General features: G+C 43.4%; 13 protein-coding genes. 7 read left to right on the forward strand and 6 right to left on the reverse strand.

The annotated features are described in order from the left end of the window. Positions 1–186 precede the first annotated feature (186 nt). The 3 genes from ACM0OX_RS23955 to ACM0OX_RS23965 form a co-directional block, all read right to left on the reverse strand. The gene (locus tag ACM0OX_RS23955; protein WP_414517470.1) at positions 187–1545 is read right to left on the reverse strand and encodes a Rieske 2Fe-2S domain-containing protein; all 1359 of its coding nucleotides are present in this window, start codon (positions 1543–1545) and stop codon (positions 187–189) included. Between the two features lie 671 nt (positions 1546–2216). Further along, a complete protein-coding gene (locus tag ACM0OX_RS23960) occupies positions 2217–2582 on the reverse strand; it encodes a Lin0512 family protein (protein WP_292753792.1) in 366 nt (121 codons plus the stop codon). A gap of 112 nt (positions 2583–2694) precedes the next feature. Continuing rightward, complete coding sequence (locus ACM0OX_RS23965) at positions 2695–3063, reverse strand: Crp/Fnr family transcriptional regulator (RefSeq protein WP_414517471.1); 369 nt, start codon at positions 3061–3063, stop codon at positions 2695–2697. Positions 3064–3422: 359 nt separating this feature from the next. Between ACM0OX_RS23965 and ileS the strand changes: the two genes are divergently transcribed. Beyond that, a complete protein-coding gene (gene ileS, locus ACM0OX_RS23970) occupies positions 3423–6365 on the forward strand; it encodes an isoleucine--tRNA ligase (RefSeq protein WP_414517472.1) in 2943 nt (980 codons plus the stop codon). Positions 6366–6782: 417 nt separating this feature from the next. On the opposite strand, the gene ACM0OX_RS23975 is transcribed toward ileS, so the two are convergent. The 3 genes from ACM0OX_RS23975 to ACM0OX_RS23985 form a co-directional block, all read right to left on the reverse strand. Next, positions 6783–9311: a sugar phosphate nucleotidyltransferase gene (locus ACM0OX_RS23975; RefSeq protein ID WP_414517473.1), complete on the reverse strand. Its 2529-nt coding sequence runs from the start codon at positions 9309–9311 to the stop codon at positions 6783–6785. Between the two features lie 250 nt (positions 9312–9561). Then, the gene (locus ACM0OX_RS23980) at positions 9562–11556 is read right to left on the reverse strand and encodes a glycosyltransferase (RefSeq protein ID WP_414517474.1); all 1995 of its coding nucleotides are present in this window, start codon (positions 11554–11556) and stop codon (positions 9562–9564) included. Between the two features lie 102 nt (positions 11557–11658). Then, the gene (locus ACM0OX_RS23985; RefSeq protein WP_414517475.1) at positions 11659–12903 is read right to left on the reverse strand and encodes a glycosyltransferase; all 1245 of its coding nucleotides are present in this window, start codon (positions 12901–12903) and stop codon (positions 11659–11661) included. A gap of 926 nt (positions 12904–13829) precedes the next feature. Between ACM0OX_RS23985 and ACM0OX_RS23990 the strand changes: the two genes are divergently transcribed. The 6 genes from ACM0OX_RS23990 (at position 13830) to ACM0OX_RS24015 (ending at position 20461) form a co-directional block, all read left to right on the forward strand. Beyond that, complete coding sequence (locus ACM0OX_RS23990) at positions 13830–14753, forward strand: energy-coupling factor ABC transporter permease (RefSeq protein WP_414517476.1); 924 nt, start codon at positions 13830–13832, stop codon at positions 14751–14753. Continuing rightward, complete coding sequence (locus ACM0OX_RS23995) at positions 14746–15399, forward strand: energy-coupling factor transporter transmembrane component T family protein (protein WP_414517477.1); 654 nt, start codon at positions 14746–14748, stop codon at positions 15397–15399. The genes ACM0OX_RS23990 and ACM0OX_RS23995 overlap by 8 nt, the downstream gene beginning before the upstream one ends. Positions 15400–15464: 65 nt before the next feature. Next, positions 15465–16229 (forward strand): ABC transporter ATP-binding protein, encoded by a 765-nt coding sequence (locus tag ACM0OX_RS24000; RefSeq protein ID WP_334835242.1) that lies wholly within the window; start codon positions 15465–15467, stop codon positions 16227–16229. Positions 16230–16470: 241 nt separating this feature from the next. Continuing rightward, positions 16471–16947 (forward strand): hypothetical protein, encoded by a 477-nt coding sequence (locus ACM0OX_RS24005; RefSeq protein ID WP_414517480.1) that lies wholly within the window; start codon positions 16471–16473, stop codon positions 16945–16947. Between the two features lie 313 nt (positions 16948–17260). Continuing rightward, complete coding sequence (locus ACM0OX_RS24010; RefSeq protein ID WP_414517478.1) at positions 17261–19144, forward strand: iron uptake porin; 1884 nt, start codon at positions 17261–17263, stop codon at positions 19142–19144. Between the two features lie 150 nt (positions 19145–19294). Continuing rightward, positions 19295–20461 carry a hypothetical protein gene (locus ACM0OX_RS24015; protein ID WP_414517479.1) on the forward strand — a complete coding sequence of 389 codons (1167 nt, stop codon included), beginning with the start codon at positions 19295–19297 and terminating at the stop codon, positions 20459–20461. Positions 20462–20697 lie beyond the last annotated feature (236 nt).

Here is a 20697-nt window from a genome sequence, read left to right on the forward strand (position 1 = left end):
TTAGTTTAGCGCAGACCCACTAACTCGATCGTGACTTAACCACACAAGGGGTTTGAGCAAATCGTTTAAGGTGAGCAAATCTACCACACATCTATCAAGCTAGTAATGAAAAGTTTGTAGTAAGCACTTTAGTGCTTAGAAAATAAGGACTAAAGTCTTTACTACGAACTGTTCCCAGTACCTATTTTAGTGACGAGTGTAGGAATGCTCAAAGTGAGTTTTGAGTGTATGAGCCATAACAGAGATGATAATTGCTGCTATGGAAACCGATATTGCTGCTATTTTGATTCTAGAATCATCTGCAAGTATTGCTACAGCAGCTAGAGCGATCGCTACCCCAATACAACCTTGTTTGACCCGATTTGTCACCTGATAAGCCCGATTGCAAGAACTACAAATAAGTGTGTGTCGTGAAAATCTGTCTAGCAAAATTGGCTTTGAATCCAACTCGTCATTCTCAACATTTTTAAATGTAGAATAGCCTTGATAAAAAGGCAAAGATGACCCAAATTTATCTAGCCACTTGCGGTACTCAATCACTAATGTGTCAGATGTCTTCAGGGGCAAATATAATTCTTTGAGACTTCTTCCTAAGCGCTCAATTTCTGCTTGTTGTCCCGCAATCAGAGGCAAATCCTGCTCTAATATTTTGTTCGTATTCAAGTGATCGAGCCAGCGCGGCCTCAGCTTAACTCCCCAAGTCATGAAATTACGATAACCTCTAGCTAGAAGACGGCATCGCCCTTTACCTAAAGGAATTGAATACAAAGCTAGTCCAAATGTCCAATCTTTTTTTTCAATATAAGCAGTGTTTAGCACAAGACTTGGAGCAACAAAATTAACATACTTCCAGGCTTCATTTGATTTGTTAGCTCCCCGCCACCTGCCTTGAACCCCCTGAACCGAATTCTCTAGCACTTCCATTTCTAGCGGTTGGGCATTTTTCCGATTACCACCCCCTCTAGTGCCGTTATGGCTAATAGCAACATGAGCCGGATCGATGACATTTTCGACTAGATATGTTTGGTCATAAGGCAGATCCAATATAAAGTCTGTACACACAAATTCTGACTTATCTAAATCTGGCAAAATTGGAATAATTTCATCAACAGCAGTTTCTTTTTCGCCAGCCCATACCCAAATCATCCCTTGGCGTTCCACAACTTTAAAGGATGGCACGCAAGCATTGACTGGAATTTTTGCATCTGTTGCTAATTGGGGAATGTGCAGACATTGACCATCACTGCCAAACTGCCAACCGTGATATAAGCACTCAATTTTGCCGTCAATAATTTGTCCTTCAGAAAGTTTCGCTGTACGGTGAGGACAACGATCTGCTAAACAGATAAATTGTCCATCTTTGTCTTTGAACAAAACCAAAGGTTCATCGTACAGGGAAAAGCTATGAGGGCAGTTGGCAGGTAAGTCTTTGACGAATGTGACGGGATACCAGCATTGCCTCCAGTTAAATTCTTGCTTTTCCTCTAGTTTCTCAAAGGTAGAAGTTGGTGGTGTCGCCTGTAGTGTTTCTATTTCTAATGACATATTTTTCTCCAGGTTTCTATTATTTTAGACTTTTGGATTAGCAAATTTTTAGTCCTATAGATAGAACATTTATAGAGTGAAACTTCAAAAATTAACCATGAGAAAGCATTCAAGCCTTTTGAGTAATAGGACTTACGCAAGAGCTTTCTGAAACTCTTATTTCTCCGTGTCCTCTGCGCCCTCTGTGGTTCGTTTTTTCATGATTTTGCTAAGTCCTGAGTAAGTCAAAGATCGTTTTGCTTGCGGAAAATACCCAAATTAGTAAGCAAACTGGGGTTTGAGTAAGTCAAAGGTCATTTTACTTGCGGAAAACACCAAAATGAGTAAGCAAACACAGCTTTTGAGTAAGTCAAACCTCATTTTGCTTGCGGAAAACACCAAAATGAGTAAGCAAACACAGCTTTTGAGTAAGTCAAACCTCATTTTACTTGCGGAAAACACCAAAATGAGAAAGCAAACACAGCTTTTGAGTAAGTCAAACGTCATTTTGAGAAAGCATTTAAGTATTTGGAGCAAGTAAACGGGTATTTTTATAAAGCAATGACGCTTTTTGATAAAGTAATCAGCAAATATACTTGACAATTAAAAATAGCGTCTGCACAAATAAAGTAGGCGCTCAAATCACTTAATAACTTTTCTATAACTTTCTGTTTCTAGAGGAATTGCCTCAGCTACTCATCTTCGATGAGAACTGTAACAGCAGCGATCGCAATCAACATTTCGTCATTTTTATCATTGAGTTCGGGAATTGCCCGCCCTTGAACTATCATCCCCCCAGATTCTACGGTGAGGGTTTTTCGCCCAAATGGTAATACAGCGAGAACTTCTTCTTCTCTAACTTGTTCGGGGTATGGCACTGCCACCTGAACCTCTATAATCATTTCATTGGGGTGACTTAAACCTGCAACTTCCCAAACACCAGGTAAGGCATTGTGAGCGATCGCATTCCGTACTGCCCTAGATGCTGCTACTGTTGGTTCTTGTCCGTGTTGATCGATTCCCATCCCCATCTCGATAATCAAGCGTTTACGCGCCATTGCTAACTCCGGTAAATCTTGCATCTTGACACTAAAAAAGGCAGAAGTTAGAGAAGCTACTTGGAAAAAGACCTTGCTACTTACTGCATTCTCCTGCCTCTTGCCCCCTGCCTCACACCATACGTTGCAAGCGACTCAGACGCTCTGAGTAACTTTTCATCACCTGTAGAGCAAACACGGGTGTTTCCTGAACGGCAAAGAGAAAGCCTTGCTCATCAAGGAAACCCAGCTTGGTATCCACCTTGGCAATAGCTGCGTAAGTTCTACTTTTTACTCCTACAAGTACCCCTGCACCAAAAATTTCGCCTGTTTCAATGGTTTCTACAACTTTGCCATTGACTAATATATCTACCTCTCCTTCGAGAATTCCATACATTTCATCACCAGACTGTCCTTCTTCAAAGATGACTTGTCCTGCTGAAAATGTTTTAGGGTCGGGTTGTTTTTGAAATATACTGACTGTGACTACAGGACTTAGCATTAGAGCAACCCCAAAATTATTGGTTTTTAGACGAAACTTTTTGATAGCTTTAGGCGAACCCAGAAAAGTATACTACTTTCTGTTGGTTAACTCTCAATCTCCGCAAAATTCCTGATTAGTTGCCTGATTGACCTTTATTAGGATCGGACAAGGGGAAATGAAAACACGCCACAGCACAGCACGGCGGAAATAAACATAGCATTTCAAATTGCGCAAGAGCTTAAAACACAATTCTTTTGATTTTTGACTTCTGCCTTGCGGTACTAGCCTTGTAAAGGTAAATAAAATAGCGAATTTTGGATTTCAGGCTATCTTCTATAATTAGTAAAACCTGCACACATAATTCTAGGCATGAGACTGTGACCGAACCAGGAAGTTACAAAGATACTGTAAACCTACCCAAGACTAATTTTGATATGCGGGCAAACGCCATCAAGCGCGAGCCTGAAATCCAAAAATTTTGGGAAGAAAATAAAATTTACGATCGCCTCTTTGAAAGTAACCCCGGCGAATTATTTATACTGCACGATGGGCCTCCCTACGCTAATGGCTCACTCCATATTGGTCATGCCTTAAATAAAATTCTCAAAGATATTATTAACCGCTACCAAATGTTACAAGGGCGTAAAGTTCGCTACGTTCCTGGTTGGGATTGTCACGGATTGCCAATTGAGTTAAAAGTTTTGCAGAACATGAAGTCAGCAGAACGGCAAAATTTAACGTCTTTACAACTGCGGCAAAAAGCGAAAGAATTTGGTCTAGCGACGGTAAACGACCAGCGCAATAATTTTAAACGCTACGGTATTTGGGGTGATTGGGAAAACCCTTATCTAACTCTAAAGCCGGAATATGAAGCGGCTCAAATTGGCGTGTTTGGTCAGATGTTCTTAAAAGGCTACATCTATCGCGGTTTAAAGCCAGTTCACTGGAGTCCCAGTTCTAAAACCGCTTTGGCTGAAGCTGAGTTGGAATATCCAGAAGGTCACGTTTCCCGCAGTATCTATGCAGCTTTTGCAATCACAAGTTTGGCTGAAACTGTAAAACCACTGTTGGCGGAATATCAGTCAGACTTGGGTGTGGCTATCTGGACGACTACACCTTGGACGATTCCAGGGAATTTGGCTGTGGCGGTAAATGCAGATTTGAATTATGTAGTGGTGGAAGTGGAACCCCACCCCCCAACCCCCTCCCCGCAAGCAGGGAGGGGGAGTGAAGAAGTAGCTTCCCCCTCTTTGTTAACGGAGACGGGGGTGAGGTTCCGCTATCTCATTGTTGCTGCTGATTTAGTGGAACGTTTATCTTCAACCTTGGGAGTTGAGTTAACCGTAAAAGCCACATTCAAAGGGAATGATTTAGAACATACTACTTACCGTCATCCTCTATATGACCGCGAAAGTCCGATTGTTGTCGGCGGTGATTACATCACTACTGAATCGGGTACTGGGTTAGTACATACTGCCCCCGGTCATGGTCAAGAAGACTACATTGTTGGTCAGCGTTACGGTTTGCCCATCCTTGCACCAGTAGATGACAACGGCAATTTTACCGAAGAAGCGGGACAATTTGCGGGGTTGAATGTGCTGGGTGATGGGAATCAAGCAGTAATTGATGCACTGGCTGCGGCTGGTTCTTTGTTGAAGGAAGAACCATATCCCCACAAATATCCTTATGATTGGCGGACGAAGAAGCCGACAATTTTCCGCGCCACTGAACAATGGTTTGCTTCGGTGGAAGGATTTAGAGAAGAAGCATTGAAGGCGATCGCCACGGTAAAATGGATTCCAGCCCAAGGTGAAAATCGCATCACGCCAATGGTAGCGGAACGTTCCGATTGGTGTATCTCTCGTCAACGTGCTTGGGGTGTACCCATTCCCGTTTTCTACGACGAAGCCACGGGAGAACCACTACTGAACGAAGAAATTATCAACCACGTCCAAGGAATTATTGCCGAAAAAGGTTCCGATGCTTGGTGGGAATTATCAGTTGAGGAGTTATTACCCGAATCCTATCGCCAGAATGGCAAGTCTTACCGCAAGGGTACAGACACAATGGATGTATGGTTTGATTCTGGCTCATCTTGGGCGGCTGTCGTTCAACAGCGTCCAGAGTTACGCTACCCTGCTGACATATATTTGGAAGGTTCCGACCAACATCGCGGTTGGTTTCAATCAAGTTTGCTCACCAGCGTAGCAGTAAATGACATTGCGCCTTATAAAACTGTACTAACTCACGGCTTCGCTTTAGACGAACAAGGCCGAAAGATGAGTAAGTCAGAAGGAAATGTGGTCGATCCAAATACAATCATTGAAGGTGGGAAAAATCAAAAAGTAGAACCGCCTTACGGTGCAGATGTATTGCGATTGTGGGTATCATCGGTTGACTACTCCGGCGATGTTCGCATTGGCAAAAACATCATCAAGCAAATGAATGATGTTAGAGGCAAAATTCGCAATACGGCGCGGTTTTTGTTGGGTAGCTTGGATGATTTTGACCCGGAAAAAGATGCAGTTCCCTTTGAGGAATTGCCAGAACTTGACCGTTATATGCTGCACCGGATCGCCGAAGTGTTTGAGGAAGTAACGGAAGCCTTTGAAAGTTTCCAATTCTTCCGCTTTTTCCAAACAGTACAGAATTTCTGCGTGGTGGATTTATCCAACTTTTATTTGGATGTTGCCAAAGATAGGCTGTACATCAGTGCAAAAAATGCTTTCCGCCGTCGCAGTTGTCAAACAGTGCTGAAAATAGCTTTAGATAATTTAGCACGAGCGATCGCACCAGTGTTATCTCACACTGCCGAAGATATCTGGCAATATCTCCCTTACAAAACACCTTACAAATCGGTGTTTGAAGCTGGTTGGGTACTAGTTGAGGAAAAATGGCGTAATCCAGATTTAGCGGAATTTTGGGAAACGCTGCGACAACTCCGTACCGATGTGAATAAGGTGTTGGAACAAGCCAGAATAGAAAAACTCATTGGTTCTTCCCTGGAGGCGAAAGCTTTGATTTATATCCCTCACAAACAATTAGGTGATGCTATCAAAGCCTTTAACCCGGTTAAGGGTAACGGTATCGACGAACTGCGGTATTTATTGCTGACTTCCCAGGTGGAATTATTAGATTCTGCCGAGGGGTTGCAAGGATTAGAATATACAGCGCAGACAGAAGACTGGACAATTGCTGTAGTAAAAGCAGATGGGCAAAAGTGCGATCGCTGTTGGAACTACTCTACTCATGTGGGAGAATCAGCAGAACATCCTCTAATTTGCGAACGGTGTGTTGCAGCCTTAGCTGGAGAGTTTTAAAAGCAAAAATCCCACGGTGCTAAGAAGATGTCTGAGAAGTATCAAATATTTCTTGATCCCCCCTAACCCCCCTTAAAAAGGGGGGAATAAGAGTCTTAAAGTCCCCCTTTTTAAGAAAGCAAAAATCCCACGGTGCTAAGAAGATGTCTGAGAAGTATCAAATATTTCTTGATCCCCCCTAACCCCCCTTAAAAAAGGGGGGAATAAGAGTCTTAAAGTCCCCCTTTTTAAGGGGGATTTAGGGGGATCTCCAAGGGTTAGATGTATACAAAAAAACTTTTCAGACATCCTCTAGCAGACTAGAAATCACTAACCTAAAAATGGCTAAATGCACTTAGGGATTTCCAATAAATAAATTATCCAATCTTGTGGGGCGGGCAAGATGCCCGCCTCTGGCTATAGGCGGTTAATTACGAATTACACTTCGGTTGGTTGATATTCTTGTTGTCTTTCTACAAACGACTGAACACGGGTGCGGTAGTTTCTCACAGTCTCATCTACCCATTCGCGATCGTTGCTATTTGCATACAAATGCACCAGTGGTTCGCTGGCATCTGGTAAAACTAACAGCCAACTGTCATCGTAGGGTTGACAAATTTTTACTCCATCAATTAATTCTAGATTTTGGGCTGGGTGAGTTTCTACCAAGTAACGCATCAAAGCACCCTTAGCTGTCCACGGGCAACGGACTGTATAAGTTTTGTGAATTACACGGGGCAATTCTGACCGCGCAGCAGCAAGCGATCGCTCTTGTATAGTCAACATCTCAATTATCTTCGCAATGCAGAACATGGAATCAAATCCCGGATGCAGTTGCGGGAAAATAAAACCAGTCTCTCCACTACCTCCTAGCACCACATTCGGGTTTTTCTGACAAGCTTCCATTAAAGCTGTCGGGTTGGCTTTAGTGCGAATCACTCTACCATCATGGCGACGGGCAACTTGTTCAATAGCACTGGAAGCATGAACTGGTACAACTACTGTCCCTCTGGGGTTAGCGGTTAATATCATGTCTACCATCAGTGCTGTTAACATTTCCCCACGAATTGGGTAGCCTGATTCATCAACTAAAATTAGCTGTTCTCCATTAGCGGATACTTGCACTCCAAAGTTAGCTTTCAATGCCTCCACTACATGACCTAACTGAGTCAGCAATCCTTCGCGATCGGTGATTGACATCGCACTTTTATTGACACTGGCATTCAGTACGACTGCATCAGCGCCAAATTTATCCAACATTTGGGGTAAAACTGCCCCTGATACCGCATAAACATAATCAATCACCACTTTGGCGCGACTGTTGCGGAGTGTATGAACGTGCAATAGTTTCTCAAAAGCAGTGCAGTAGCGCTCCATGACTTGGCTGGGATAAGACACATCGCCAATTTCATGAATTAGCGCCCGCCGCATATCCTCCTTAAAATAAGCCCCTTCGATTTTCTTTTCCAGGGCTTTGGAGATATTAATGCCTTTTGCATCCATGAATTCAATCAGAATGTAGTCAGGGCGATCGGGATGTACCCGGACGTGGATACCACCAGCTACCGACATTGTGGGTATAACTGTGCGGGCAATGGGGATAGCTGTGGCATCGAGATTTTGAATATCAATACCTACAGACATTAAACCAGCAATGAGCGATCGCGTCACCATCCGAGAAACATTACGCTGGTCGCGGGAAACCGTTACTTTAGAACCAGGTTTCAAAGTTGAACCATAAGCAGATCCCAATTTCACAGCGAATTCTGGGGTAATGTCGATATTCGCTAATCCTTGGACACCACGTTGCCCAAATAAATTCCGTTGGGCGGTGTTTCCCCAAATCAAGTTAATGTTTAAAACTGCCCCTGACTCAATCTTTTTACTGGGCCAAACACGTACACCAGGGCTAATTTGGGCTTCTTCTCCCACCGTGGAAAGCGAACCGACCACAGCAGCTTCTAATACATGGGCGCGGCGGTCTACACGAGTGCCACGAGAAATTACACAGGCAGAAAGATGTGCTTCATCCCCAATAAATGCCCCATTCCACACGATGGGACGTTTGAGACTAGCATCAGCACCAATAGTGACATTATCCCCAATTACGGTTCCTGCCTCAATTTGGACTCTTGCGCCGATGCGGCAATTGTCACCAATCACTGCTGGGGTTTCAATCACAGCCGTGCGATCGATGTAAGTATTTTGGCCTACCCATAACTCATGGGAAATTTCTTTGTAGGCAAAATCTAATTGCACTTTCCGATCTAAGGCGTCATACTGAGCCTCACGATAAGCATCTAAGTGACCGACATCACACCAGTAACCTTGAGCAATGTAACCATACATTGGCTCATCTTTTGCTAGTAGTAAAGGGAATAAGTCTTTGGAAAAGTCGCATTCAATGTTTGCTGGCAGATATTCCAAAACTTCTGGTTCGAGAATGTAAGTACCAGTGTTAACGGTATCAGAAAAAATTTCACTACTAGAGGGTTTTTCTAAAAATCGCCGAATCCGGGCTTCTTCATCGGTAATTACCACCCCAAATTCAATCGGGTTGGGAACCCTGGTTAAAATCAAAGTAGCTTTTGACTTATTTTGTTTGTGAAATGCGATCGCTGCCGTCAGGTCAAAATCTGTTATGCTATCGCCGCTAATGACTAAAAAAGTTTCATCAAGAAGTTCGGCAATGTTTTTCACACAGCCTGCTGTACCTAAAGGCTGATCTTCTTCGACAGCATAAGTCATCTGCACGCCAAAATCGCTGCCATCTTGAAAATAGTCTCGCAAGACATCAGGTAAATAATGCAATGTTGCAATAACTTCTGTAATTTGATGTCGTTTGAGGAGATTAATAATATGTTCGGCAATTGGTCGATTTAGAATCGGCACCATCGGTTTCGGCAGATCGCAAGTTAACGGGCGAAGCCGCGTTCCCGAACCCCCTGCCATCAGTACTGCACGCATAAATCCTCCTTAACTAGTTACAGCTTTTGCTGCTTGAAAACGTATCAGATAGATTTTGTTATTCTTTCTCTAGTCTCCTATGGATATTGATATTTGAGGAACTTCCACAAGATGCATATACATTGGGGATTGGGCATTGGGAATGGGCAAAGGGAAAGGGGTAAGGGGGAAAGATTAAATTTATCCCTTTACCCTTTACCCTTTACCCTTTACCCTTTACCCCTGCCCCTCACCTCCCCCAGTCCCCACCTTATTGGCAATGATAAAGTTCATATTCGTAGCCGTCTACGGGTGGCAAAGATTGAGTATCAGACGCAACACATGTTTTCACGGTTTCTGCTACGGGTGCGTGAAAGTTTACCAGCCACAAGTCAAAAGGTCGTGGTAATTGTTTTAAAGTATTTTCCAGAGCAATGGTGGAAGTATTCGGATCTCGATCTTGATGAGCTAGGAGAAACAGAGGATTTTGGAGTGAATTTGCAAGTTTAATCTCCCTCGCAACTCCCATCATTTCCCCAGTGTGTACATAAGTTTTGTGGGTGGTGGCAATCAGTACTGGTGTTGGGGATGTTTGTTGAATTAGTTGCACAAACAGGTCAGGACGATAATATTTTTGATAGCCGAGATTGCAGATTACTGTAACTGCGCTGAAAAATCCCATTAGCCAAATTAACATTACGGCTTTTTTCCCGTTTATTCCCCATTTACCTATACTTGTTATCCCATTTTTCCCTTGCTCTGTTTCCATCCATTCCTGCGGAGGATGCCAACAAACTGCGAGACTTGCGCCTAGTAAAACCACGATCGCGGGAAAGTAAACAAAGTTATATCTAGCACCTCTGGTGAGGTCAATACCCAAAAAGTACGTAAAGATAAAGAATATTGCGATCGCACTGATAACTACTCCAGCAACTACCTGAATCATCATCCGGTTTTCTGGGTGCTGTAGTTGAATTTTAATCCCACGCAGCAAAATTGGGACTGCCCAAATAAAGAAAGTCAGCATTACCACTCCAGAAGGAATCACAACCAAAGCTTGAGAAGATTCAACTGGCAATAGGGAAATCATTGCAATCAATGTTCCTAAAGCTTGAAAAATGGGGCTTAACCAATCTAGTCCAACGCGCGAACCTCGAATCCACTCGGTCAAAGCACCACGATTTTCATTCTCTAACAAGGTTGGTATCCAAATTAAACCCGCTACACAAGTACCTACAGCAACGGCATAGATGCGCCGCCAGGGAGGAGAGAAGAGGAGAGAAAATTTGCTGCTAGTAGTCTGCCAACCCAAAAATGCTGGATGAGGGCTGGGGAAAGGGGAAAGGGGAAAGGGTAAGGGATTTAAAACCTTTCCCCCTTCCCCCTTACCCTTTACCCTGCCAAGTTCACTTGGCGAACTACTAGTTTGCAATTGAAGCCAAGCCAGAAAAATCAAAACTACGACTTCTGTGCAAAGGGTAAGGGTGAAAAAATAATGAGTAGCAATACCTAAAGCATTAATTCCGATCCAGAAAAGTGCTACCCATATAGGTAAAGGTGTGCGGTTTTGAATATGACGTGTGGCAATTACTAAGCAGGTGAGGGAACCAATTACCCATAAGATTGCCAAAGTGTAATGACGCGCTTCTTGTGCTAAAAATACGCCATAAGGTGATACTGCCATCATGGCAGCAGTCAAGTTTCCCACTAATGACGAACGAAAAGCTACTCTACCTAATACGTAAACACACGGAATGGAGGCAGCGCCGATTATCGCTGGTAGCAATCGCGCACCAAACAGCGATACCAATCCTCCATCGCTAGGAAATAATTTCATCCACAGGTAAGCCAGCACAAAATACAGTGGTGGATGACTATCTTGTGTAGCTAAGTTATGAATGACATCACCAATAGTTGCAGCCGGGTTTAGTTGCAGTGGTTGTAATAGAATATCAGGTGCGATCGCTCGATCGAGGGGAACTGATAAAAAAGTATTCCCCAAGCTAAATACCAAGGTGGCAAACTCGTCAGTCCAAGGAGGCTTTGCAGTCAAGTTGGTGAGGCGCAAGCTGATGCCGACGATCAACCAGATTAAGATCGGCAAGAGATTAACCCAAAAAGGAGGAAGGCGATGCCAATTATGCCAATGCTTGCGTTGTGAGCCAGAGTTTTTATCGGCCAGAGGCAGAAAATGGGTAGCAGATGTAGATAGCAACGAGATAATTTGTTTGTAAAAATAAAATGCACCTTGAAAAAAAACTCTCATTGCCGGGCCTCACAGTCATGGATTTGTAGATTTGACGTTTGAGATTTAAGTTCGTTCTAAAATCTAAAAACAAAAATCTAAAGCTCAAATCCCTCGTTGTGATTATTTCACGTCTGTGACGCGCCAGCTAAGTTTCAAATTAACCCAGAAATTCCAGATGGTAGCAACTGCGATCGCAATAAAGTTGGCAATATAACGGTTAGGAATCAGAAAATTGAATATCAAATTTAATATCAGTACGTTCAATACCAGTCCAGCAAGGCAAATGGCGTTGAATTTCATAAACCGCTTCAGGCGTTGCTGCCATTCTTGCTGTCTGGCGCTGACATCAGCAAATGTCCAAGCGTCATTCCAGAAGAAATTATTTAAAATCGCAATTTCACCCGCAATAATTTTGCTGCGCGTCAGCGGCCAAGCCAATGTAGTCGGATCGCTGAGTAAGTAAAGTATTGCCATATCCACAAATACCCCACTAAAACCAACCAACCCAAACCGGAGGAATCGACCAACGGGGAAATTCACTTTTCTACTCAATCGTCCTACTTTCCCTGTGGAAAGCCGCAATCTCACTAAGTGATGGATGTAATCTATATATTGCTTCCATGTCACCTTACTCTCGCCCTCTTTGCGTTCGCAAAATACATACCCAACCTCGGCAACTTGGTCTACTTTTCCCCGGCCAATTACTTCTAGGAGAATTTTATATCCAACTGGATTGAGTGTTGTACCTGCGATCGCACTCCGGCGCACCATAAAATAACCACTCATCGGGTCAGAAACTCTGCCCAATACCCCCGGTAAGATCAGCAAGCCTAACAACTGGGCACCACGAGACAAGAAACGCCTAACAACACTCCAGCTACTAACACCGCCTCCTTCTACATGACGGCTAGCTACTGCCAAATCTGCTCCCTGCTCAATATTACACAACAGTTGTATTAGTACCTCTGGTGGATGCTGCAAATCTCCATCAATCACCCCCAGCACACTCCCCGTAGCTGCTTGCCACCCACGAATCACTGCTGAGGACAGCCCCCGTTCTTGTTGGCGTCGCATCACTCGCAACTGGGGATATTCTGTCGTCAAAGATTGCGCTATCTCCCAGGTTCGGTCTGGGCTATCATCATCTACTACTATTAGTTCATAGTTTCCTGCAATAGATTCATCTAGTAATTGACTCAATATACTGACTACATTCTTGATGTTGTCACGCTCTTTATAAGTAGGAATTACTAGAGAAAGATGAATAGAATTATCATCTGTACCCACGGGGTTGGGGGGCAACTCTGAAATCTTTAGCGGGCCAGTTGATACTGTTAACAACGAGTTAGATGAGTTTGTTTTCATATTCCAAATTGCAAAACGAGGGTGTGTAAAGTCTGTGGAAAATAGAATCAAACATCTGCTGACTTTATTGACTAAACCTAGTTGCTCAAAAGTTGAGGAATCCTTTTGTTACAGTTAGTTGCCCTGAAAGTTTAGTAATTCCCGTACTTCGATTCCCACTATTTTCCTAAATTTCATCTAAATTTTACATCTTACCCCTTGTTTTTATGATATTATACGAAAAATTACGTATTTTTTAGCAAAACATCCTGTACTTTTAAGTAAACTAAGTCAGCAAATATACAGTTTATTCAGCATATCTTTATAATTTTTTAATGATACACGGGGAATATTATTTTAATATGGAGTATCGGAAATTTTGGTAATATGCTTATACATTACTGTTTTTACAGCAAGGTAAGAAGAAAGTACAAATGCTGATTACATAAGCTTGTTACACCCATAAAAACTTATTTGTTGATGCAATAAGTATTGAATTAATTAAACACTACAAAACAAAGAACAATCGAAAGACTTGTTTGACAAACTGTTATAGATATTTATTAACCATAGAAACAGTTATAAATTTCTATTTTATTTTTGAAAAAACGAACTACTCCATAAGGTAAGGGGCAGTTAATGTTTCGTTCTTACCAGTTTTTAGGAGTAATTTGATGAACCAAATGAGAGTAGATATGTACAGTCTCGTTTTGGAAGATTTGTCAAGGTTTAGCAATATAAAAAATAAGCTTAACAAAAATTAATATGCTACTAAATAAGTATACTATTTAGTAGGCACTGGATTGAAAATATGTCAAAAGTAACACTATAAAATCCCCCAAGAGGGCATTGCAAAAAACAGAAAAGTTTTGTTTGTTATTAAATTAGATGGCGTAGTTTTATTGCTTGTTTTGAGTAAATGAACCACTAAGAATACAGGGTAGATCATGCATATTCCTGATGGATTTGTTTCTATTCCGGTGGCAGGGGCTACTGGTTTAGCGAGTGCGGCAGCGCTGTTTGTTGCCTTCGGGCGATCGCAAGAAGCTTTTGGTATTCGTCGTGCCCCGATATTGGGACTAACCACCGCCTTCATTTTTGCTGCCCAGATGATCAATTTTCCAGTAGCAGGAGGTACTAGTGGTCACTTGTTAGGGGGAACCTTAGCTGCGATCGTTTTAGGCAGTCCTTGGGCAGGAACATTGTGTCTCGCCACAGTTTTAATTATTCAAGCCGTGCTATTTGCTGATGGTGGCATTACAGCCTTGGGAGCAAATATTTTTAACATGGCAGTAGTTGGGGTTTGGGTTGGCTGGGTTTTAACCGAAACCTTACAACGGTTGTTTGGTGGGTCTAAAGGGCGCTTACCCTTGGCTGCTGGGATCGCAGCTAGTGTGAGTGTAGTGGTAGCTGCGATCGCTTGTGCCATTGAATTAGCCCTTTCTGGAACTGCACCAGTAGCGATAGTTTTACCAGCCATGACTGGCGTGCATATTTTGATTGGGATTGGCGAAGGAATGATTACCGGGGGTGTGCTGACTTATCTGGCCAGAGCCAGACCAGATTTGTTACCAGGCGAACAGCATGAGTTTCGCGGCTGGTCACTGCCTATTGTTACCATTTTCTTGATAGCGGGAGTGCTGTCACTCTTTGCCTCAGCTTGGCCCGATGGTTTGGAGAAAGTTGCTGAAAATACGGGCTTCATCCACTTAGCCAGTAAAGTACGGATAATTGTGCCGACTCCCTTAGCTGACTATGGAATTCAGGGTTTAGGGACAATTGGCACTAGTATCGCTGGACTGGTGGGAGCTGCGGTTTGCTTTGCTGTTGCCTTTGGAATTGCCAAGGTAGTGAAACCGAAGAATGCTTAAACTTTCCTTACCGCTACGCTTACAACTGTCTCTAGCGATCGTGGTGGGAGCAGCTTTATTAAAGCATCATGCCTGGTATGGACTAAGTGTATATGGCGCGATCGCACTTTTCTGGGCTTGCTTCTTGCGCGTACCAATTCGCCAATTGGGAGGATTACTCGGCACAGAATTGATTTTTTTGTCATTGCTAGCATTACCTTTGGGATGGGAACGAGCGAGTTTTTTGCTAGTTCGTTCGCTGGTTTGTCTGGTGACGATGAATAGTTTTTTGCTAACTTTACCCCCCCACAGTTTCGGCATTGCCCTGAAAACATTACCAGTACCAGCACCTTTAAAGGAAAACTTGTTGTTAGCTGGGCAATATATGGAAATTTTGCTCTCAGAAGTAACGCGGATGCGGCGCAGCGCCCAACTACGCGGTCTGAATGGAACTACGGGATGGTTGCGCTATGCCAGTGCTGCGATGATTGGAGCTTTATATCTCCGCAGTCTAGATCGAGCAGAGCGAGTCTATGCAGCAATGGTAGCTCGTGGTTACAACGGACAATTACCCATAGATTCTACCCTCAGACCAAAAGAACGTTTTGCCCTATTAATAGCTTGGGCGATCGCTTCTAGCGTAACCCTAACTTCTTACAAAATTTAACCCACTCCCCAGTAGAGACACGATTAATCGTGTCTCAATTCCCTTACATATTGAGTTTGTAAATTTTGAAATCATTAACTTCTAATCCCCAATTATCAACCAATAATCCCCATGCAGCTGTAGTCGAGGTTGAGAACCTGGTGTATGCATATTCCCACCAGAAGCCAGTATTACAGGAAATATCTTTTACCTTGAACAAAGGCGATCGCGTCGCATTGATGGGAGCAACTGGTTCTGGAAAAAGCACCTTATTGGAGAACTTAATCGGCTTAAAACAACCGCAAGCAGGGAAAATTACCATTAATGGCATCCCCGTAGAACTGCAAACTTTACCCCAAGTGCGTCGTCAAATTGGTTTTAGCTTCCAAGACGCCAACGACCAACTATTTATGCCGACTATCTTGGAAGATATTACCTTTGGCCCGCGTAACTATGGGATCAAAGCAGCAGAAGCTAGCGATCGCGCCCGCCAGTTATTAGCTGATTTTGGTCTAGAAGCCTACGCCAATCGTTCCGCCCACGAACTTTCTGGTGGACAAAGACGCCTAGCCGCCTTAGCCTCGATTTTAGCCCTAGAACCAACAATTCTAATTTTGGATGAGCCGACTAACGGTCTCGATCCAGCATGGCGGCGTCATTTGGCGCAAGTATTATTAAAGTTACCTGTGCAAGCGATCTTAATTGCCTCCCATGACCTACATTGGTTAGGCAGAGTTACTCAACGCGCTTTGGTGCTGTCTGGTGGTCGTATTCAAATAGACAGCGATATTCAACCACTTTTGCAAGATGGTGCTACTTTAGACCAGTTGGGTTTGCCGATAGATTGGTGATTTCGGATGAGGGGGAGTGAAGAAGGGAATAGGTTATAGGTAATAGGGTACAGATTATTACCTGTTATCTGTCACCTGTCACCTGTCACCTCTCCCCTCTCCCCTAAATCCCAATACCCAAATACCTCTTTACCTGTTACCTGTTACCTGTCACCTCTCCCCTAAATCCCAATACCCAAATACCTCTTTTACTCGTAATATTGGATACTATATTGTGGGTTTGATTGCTGTTGGGGTGTTAATGTCTGTTTTACATAAATATACTGTTCTTGCTCCTGTGAGCCTAAGCATTGCTTTGTTAGTTACTAGTTGCAGTGACAATAAAGTTTCCCAGTGCCAGCGACTAATTCGAGTTGTGAATGCTGGAACTTCTCTAATTGATAAAAATAAAGGAACGCAAGTGATAACTAGCATACAGTTATCTAAAGATTTAGACTTTGTGACTAAATCCATTGGAGAACTGAAGCTAACAGATCCGAAGCTGAAAGAATTTCAAAGCGGTTTTGTGAAGATTTTTCAAAATCTTAGTCAAGCGATCGCCAAGGCAGGTAGGGCGCTTGGTGCAACCAAGACAGCACAAGCCTCAGAATCTGGAAGAGCAAAAATCCAAAAGGCTAGAGCCGAAATTGATTCAGCACTGACAACAGCTACAACTCTTGGCAAACAGTCAGATACATTAGTGAATCAGATGAATAAGTATTGTAGCGAGCCAGAATAATCTATCTGGGGCAGAGGGGCAGCACTTCGGCTCCTTTCGACTTCTCTACGAGACGCTACGCGTTAGCGGAGCTTTCGCTGTAGCGATACGCTCAAGGCACGTCGCTCAGTGACCGACGGGCAGAGGTGACAGGTGATAGGGAATAATCTGTACCCTGTAACCTGTAACCTATTCCCTTCTTCACTGACACGGTGATGCCTCTCGGATATACAGTAACTTTTATCACTTTTTTTTCAAAAAATTTCCTGATATACACCAACTTTATCTGTCAAAAGAAGTATTGGTGCAAGTCAAATGAAATACCAGGAGTGATATGAGTCTACTGATGGTGAGTGTGCTGGCAACAGCGCCAATATCTGCGCTCAATTTACCAGAAAAGTCCGTAATTCTGCCAGAAAATCCGGTGCAGCAGTCAACACAGGATAATTTATCTCAAGTTGTCTCACCTGCTGAAATTACACCACCTGAATTCGTGCAACCAGATATAACCACCTCGTCAACTATAAAAAATAAGTACGAGAATATACTTAGAAAAAGTAGAGAAAAAATTCAATTTATCAGTTCCCCTAACTTACCTGAATTAAAAGATACTCAATCTGTAACAGAAGTTGTACAGAACCAGGAAAGTACAGAAGAATTTTCCCAATCTCCTCATCCTCCAGACTCAGACAACCCAATGTCTGAAGTCACCTCAGTATCGCAACTCCAGGATGTGCAACCCTCCGACTGGTCTTTTGGTGCTTTGCAGTCTTTAGTAGAACGCTATGGCTGTATTGCGGGATACCCTGATGGGACTTATCTGGGGAATCGCAGCATCAGCCGTTATGAATTTGCGGCTGGTTTAAATGCTTGTTTAGAGAAGATTAACGATGCGATGCCTGCGGCGGGCTACGCCTACGCTAACAATAAAATTAATACTGTTAATAATGAAGATTTAATCTCGCTGCAAAGGTTGCAAGGCGAATTCAAAGCAGAGTTGCAGCAATTACAGCAGCGCGTCGAAGTTGTGGAAAAGCAGACTAGTGAATTACAAGGAAATCGGTTTTCCACAACTACTAGATTATTTGGTCAAGCCATTTTTAGCGTGCAGGGAACCAATAGCCCCGATGTCGATTTGTTTCCGAGAGATGGAGTACCTGAACGCCAGGGAAAAACCAATCTGACTTTTACAAGTAGCGCCCAACTAACCTTAGCAACTTCATTTACAGGGCGAGATTTGCTGTTAACTGGGCTGTCTGCGGGTAATTTGGGTTCTAATGCATCGTTTTTATCTACCAATATGGGGCGGTTGGGATTTGAGTCAAATACAGACAACAATCTAGTTGTTAGTGACTTATCTTATCGATTTCTCGCCTCGAATAACTTGGGAATTGTCGTCGGTACGGCGGGAGTCAACCCCATCAACACCTTTCGCGGTATTAGCCCTTTAGAAGGTTCTAGCGATGGTGCAATTTCTCTATTTGGTCAGCGCAACCCGATTTTAAGTATTGGTAACGGCACTGGTGGTATAGGCTTTGACTGGCAGATTAGCGATCGCATTAGTTTGCAAGGCGTTTATAGTGCCGAAATACCCAATTTTCCTGGCGACACCAAGCAGGGCGGACTATTTGGCGGTAGATATACTGCTGGCGCTCAGTTAAGTTTAGCACCCACAAATAACATCGATATCGGCGTACATTATCTCTATTCCCACTCCCCAGATGGCTTACTGGGAGGTGGTATTGGCGATTCTCAACTGATTTCACCTTTTGCAAATCCTACAGCTTTCGATACCCAAGCCATTGGCGCTACCGTTGCTTGGCGAATTAACCCTAATTTGCATTTGGGCGGTTGGGGTGGCTTTACTTCCTCGAAGCCATCTAACCTTTCGGGAAGTGTAGAAACTACTAACTGGATGGTATTCGCAGCTTTTCCTAATTTGCTGCGTTCTGGGAATTTAGGGGGCGTTCTCGTTGGACAACCGCCCAAAATTACTTCCAGTACTTTACCCGACGGCTTCAATTTTCCCAACTTTTCTGATGGCGGGACAGCAGGTGGACGTAGTGACACATCAATTCACGTAGAAGTTTTTTACCGCGCCCAACTGAGCGACAATATCGCCTTGACTCCAGGCTTATTCGTGATTTTCAATCCCGATCACAACGCCGCTAACGATGCATTAATCGTTGGGACATTAAGAGCAAGTTTCCGGTTTTAATTTTGTACTGATGTAAAGGTTATAAAATACGCTATTTAAATACTGACTATTTCAGTATTAGATACTTTCACGATCCATCAGGAGCAAGGAAAAGTCATGCGTAAGCATACGCGTATTTTTTTTGTATGTGATTAAAGGAGCAAATTTTTCATGAAATTAAATTCATCAGTTCAGTTGGGTTGTCTTCTTGTTAGCAGCAGCAGTTTAGCCGCAGTCTTCATCGGTTTAGGTGGAACAAGTGCTTCTGCTCAAATCACAATTCAAAGTACTGGTACATTATCGGGTACTATCCAACTCCCCAGAAATAATCCCAATTTCAATCAAAGCATTACTCGTGTTGATACAGACGATGCAGGAACTTACTCTCGGAACTTAGGTACTAACAATAATCCTAATTACGTTCCTATATACAAGTCAGACTATGTGCAGGTAAGAACGCGTAGTGATGGTAGTCTGCATTATTTTGTTGACTTTAAAGGCATTCCGATTGTCTCCTTTAATGGCGTTCTCACTTCGCCGATTCTCTCTGGCGGTGAGCTAACGCCCTATAAATACCAGGGGCAATTGGCAGGAACCACATTTCAAGGAGTAGTTCAGGATGAATTTAATCTCACCAAAGCCTTATACACTGGTATTGTCACCGATCCAAACACTGGAAACCAGTATCAGGGTACTTTTGAAGTGAGTGGATATGGAGTCAGATATAGCGATCGCAATGGTAGCGCCACCCCCACAGTCTTTGATTTCAAATCCGATCTCCCAGGTTCGCCAAAGGTGACATCTTTGGAAATGACTAACGCATCCCTAGCAAGAATACAAATCAAAGTACCTGCAACTGCAACTCTTATAACTCCTACACCAACTACTGGTGGTGGTAGTACACCCATTCCCCCACCAGTAATTAGCGGTGGTAGTACACCCACTCCCCCGCCAGTAATTGATGGTAGTGCGATCGCTCCTGCACCCGTAGTTAGTGGTGGAGACACATTCACTGTTACGCCAATAGTTGATGGTGGAGACACATCCACTGTTACGGCAATAGTTGATGGCGGTAACACATTCACTGTTACACCAATAGTTGATAGTGGCGCTTCCTCGACACCTACAACGTACACATCTGGGTCTAATTCTCCATCAATTTCTACTACACCTAATATGGAATTTAGTAGCGGTAATTCCCTAGAGGTAAATCAAGTAGTTGTCAACCCTGCAACCCTTGCTCAAGCTGCTTGTTCACAGGATTCTGCCAAGAGTTGTACAATGCCCACTTCACCCAAACAAGCGATCGGCCCCCGTAGTCGAGTGCTACTGCGTTAGTTAGGGACTTTCAAATAAAAAATATCCAATTATTTATTGTGGGGTGGGCGTCTCGCCATAGGTGTCAACTTAAGCCGAAAACTATATCAGACAGGCGTTTTGCAAATTCCTCCCGCCCTCATCCCCTAACCCCTTCTCCCAAGGGAGAAGGGTAATTGAATGTCTAACTCCCCTCTCCCTTGGGGCTACGGTGTACACACATCTTTCTAGAAAACCAAAATCGTCGTAGATCCCCC

Origin of the sequence: Nostoc sp. PCC 9305 (assembly GCF_963920915.1) — a bacterium.
Lineage (GTDB): Bacteria > Cyanobacteriota > Cyanobacteriia > Cyanobacteriales > Nostocaceae > Nostoc.

Coding starts and splice junctions, on each gene's coding strand:
- ACM0OX_RS23965 (WP_414517471.1), bottom strand. CDS start 3,063: ATGCTAAGTCCTGTAGTCACAGTCAGTATATTTCAAAAACAACCCGAC.
- ACM0OX_RS23955 (WP_414517470.1), bottom strand. CDS start 1,545: ATGTCATTAGAAATAGAAACACTACAGGCGACACCACCAACTTCTACC.
- ACM0OX_RS23985 (WP_414517475.1), bottom strand. CDS start 12,903: ATGAAAACAAACTCATCTAACTCGTTGTTAACAGTATCAACTGGCCCG.
- ACM0OX_RS23995 (WP_414517477.1), top strand. CDS start 14,746: ATGCTTAAACTTTCCTTACCGCTACGCTTACAACTGTCTCTAGCGATC.
- ACM0OX_RS23975 (WP_414517473.1), bottom strand. CDS start 9,311: ATGCGTGCAGTACTGATGGCAGGGGGTTCGGGAACGCGGCTTCGCCCG.
- ACM0OX_RS24015 (WP_414517479.1), top strand. CDS start 19,295: ATGAAATTAAATTCATCAGTTCAGTTGGGTTGTCTTCTTGTTAGCAGC.
- ACM0OX_RS24010 (WP_414517478.1), top strand. CDS start 17,261: ATGAGTCTACTGATGGTGAGTGTGCTGGCAACAGCGCCAATATCTGCG.
- ACM0OX_RS24005 (WP_414517480.1), top strand. CDS start 16,471: ATGTCTGTTTTACATAAATATACTGTTCTTGCTCCTGTGAGCCTAAGC.
- ACM0OX_RS23960 (WP_292753792.1), bottom strand. CDS start 2,582: ATGGCGCGTAAACGCTTGATTATCGAGATGGGGATGGGAATCGATCAA.
- ACM0OX_RS23990 (WP_414517476.1), top strand. CDS start 13,830: ATGCATATTCCTGATGGATTTGTTTCTATTCCGGTGGCAGGGGCTACT.
- ACM0OX_RS23980 (WP_414517474.1), bottom strand. CDS start 11,556: ATGAGAGTTTTTTTTCAAGGTGCATTTTATTTTTACAAACAAATTATC.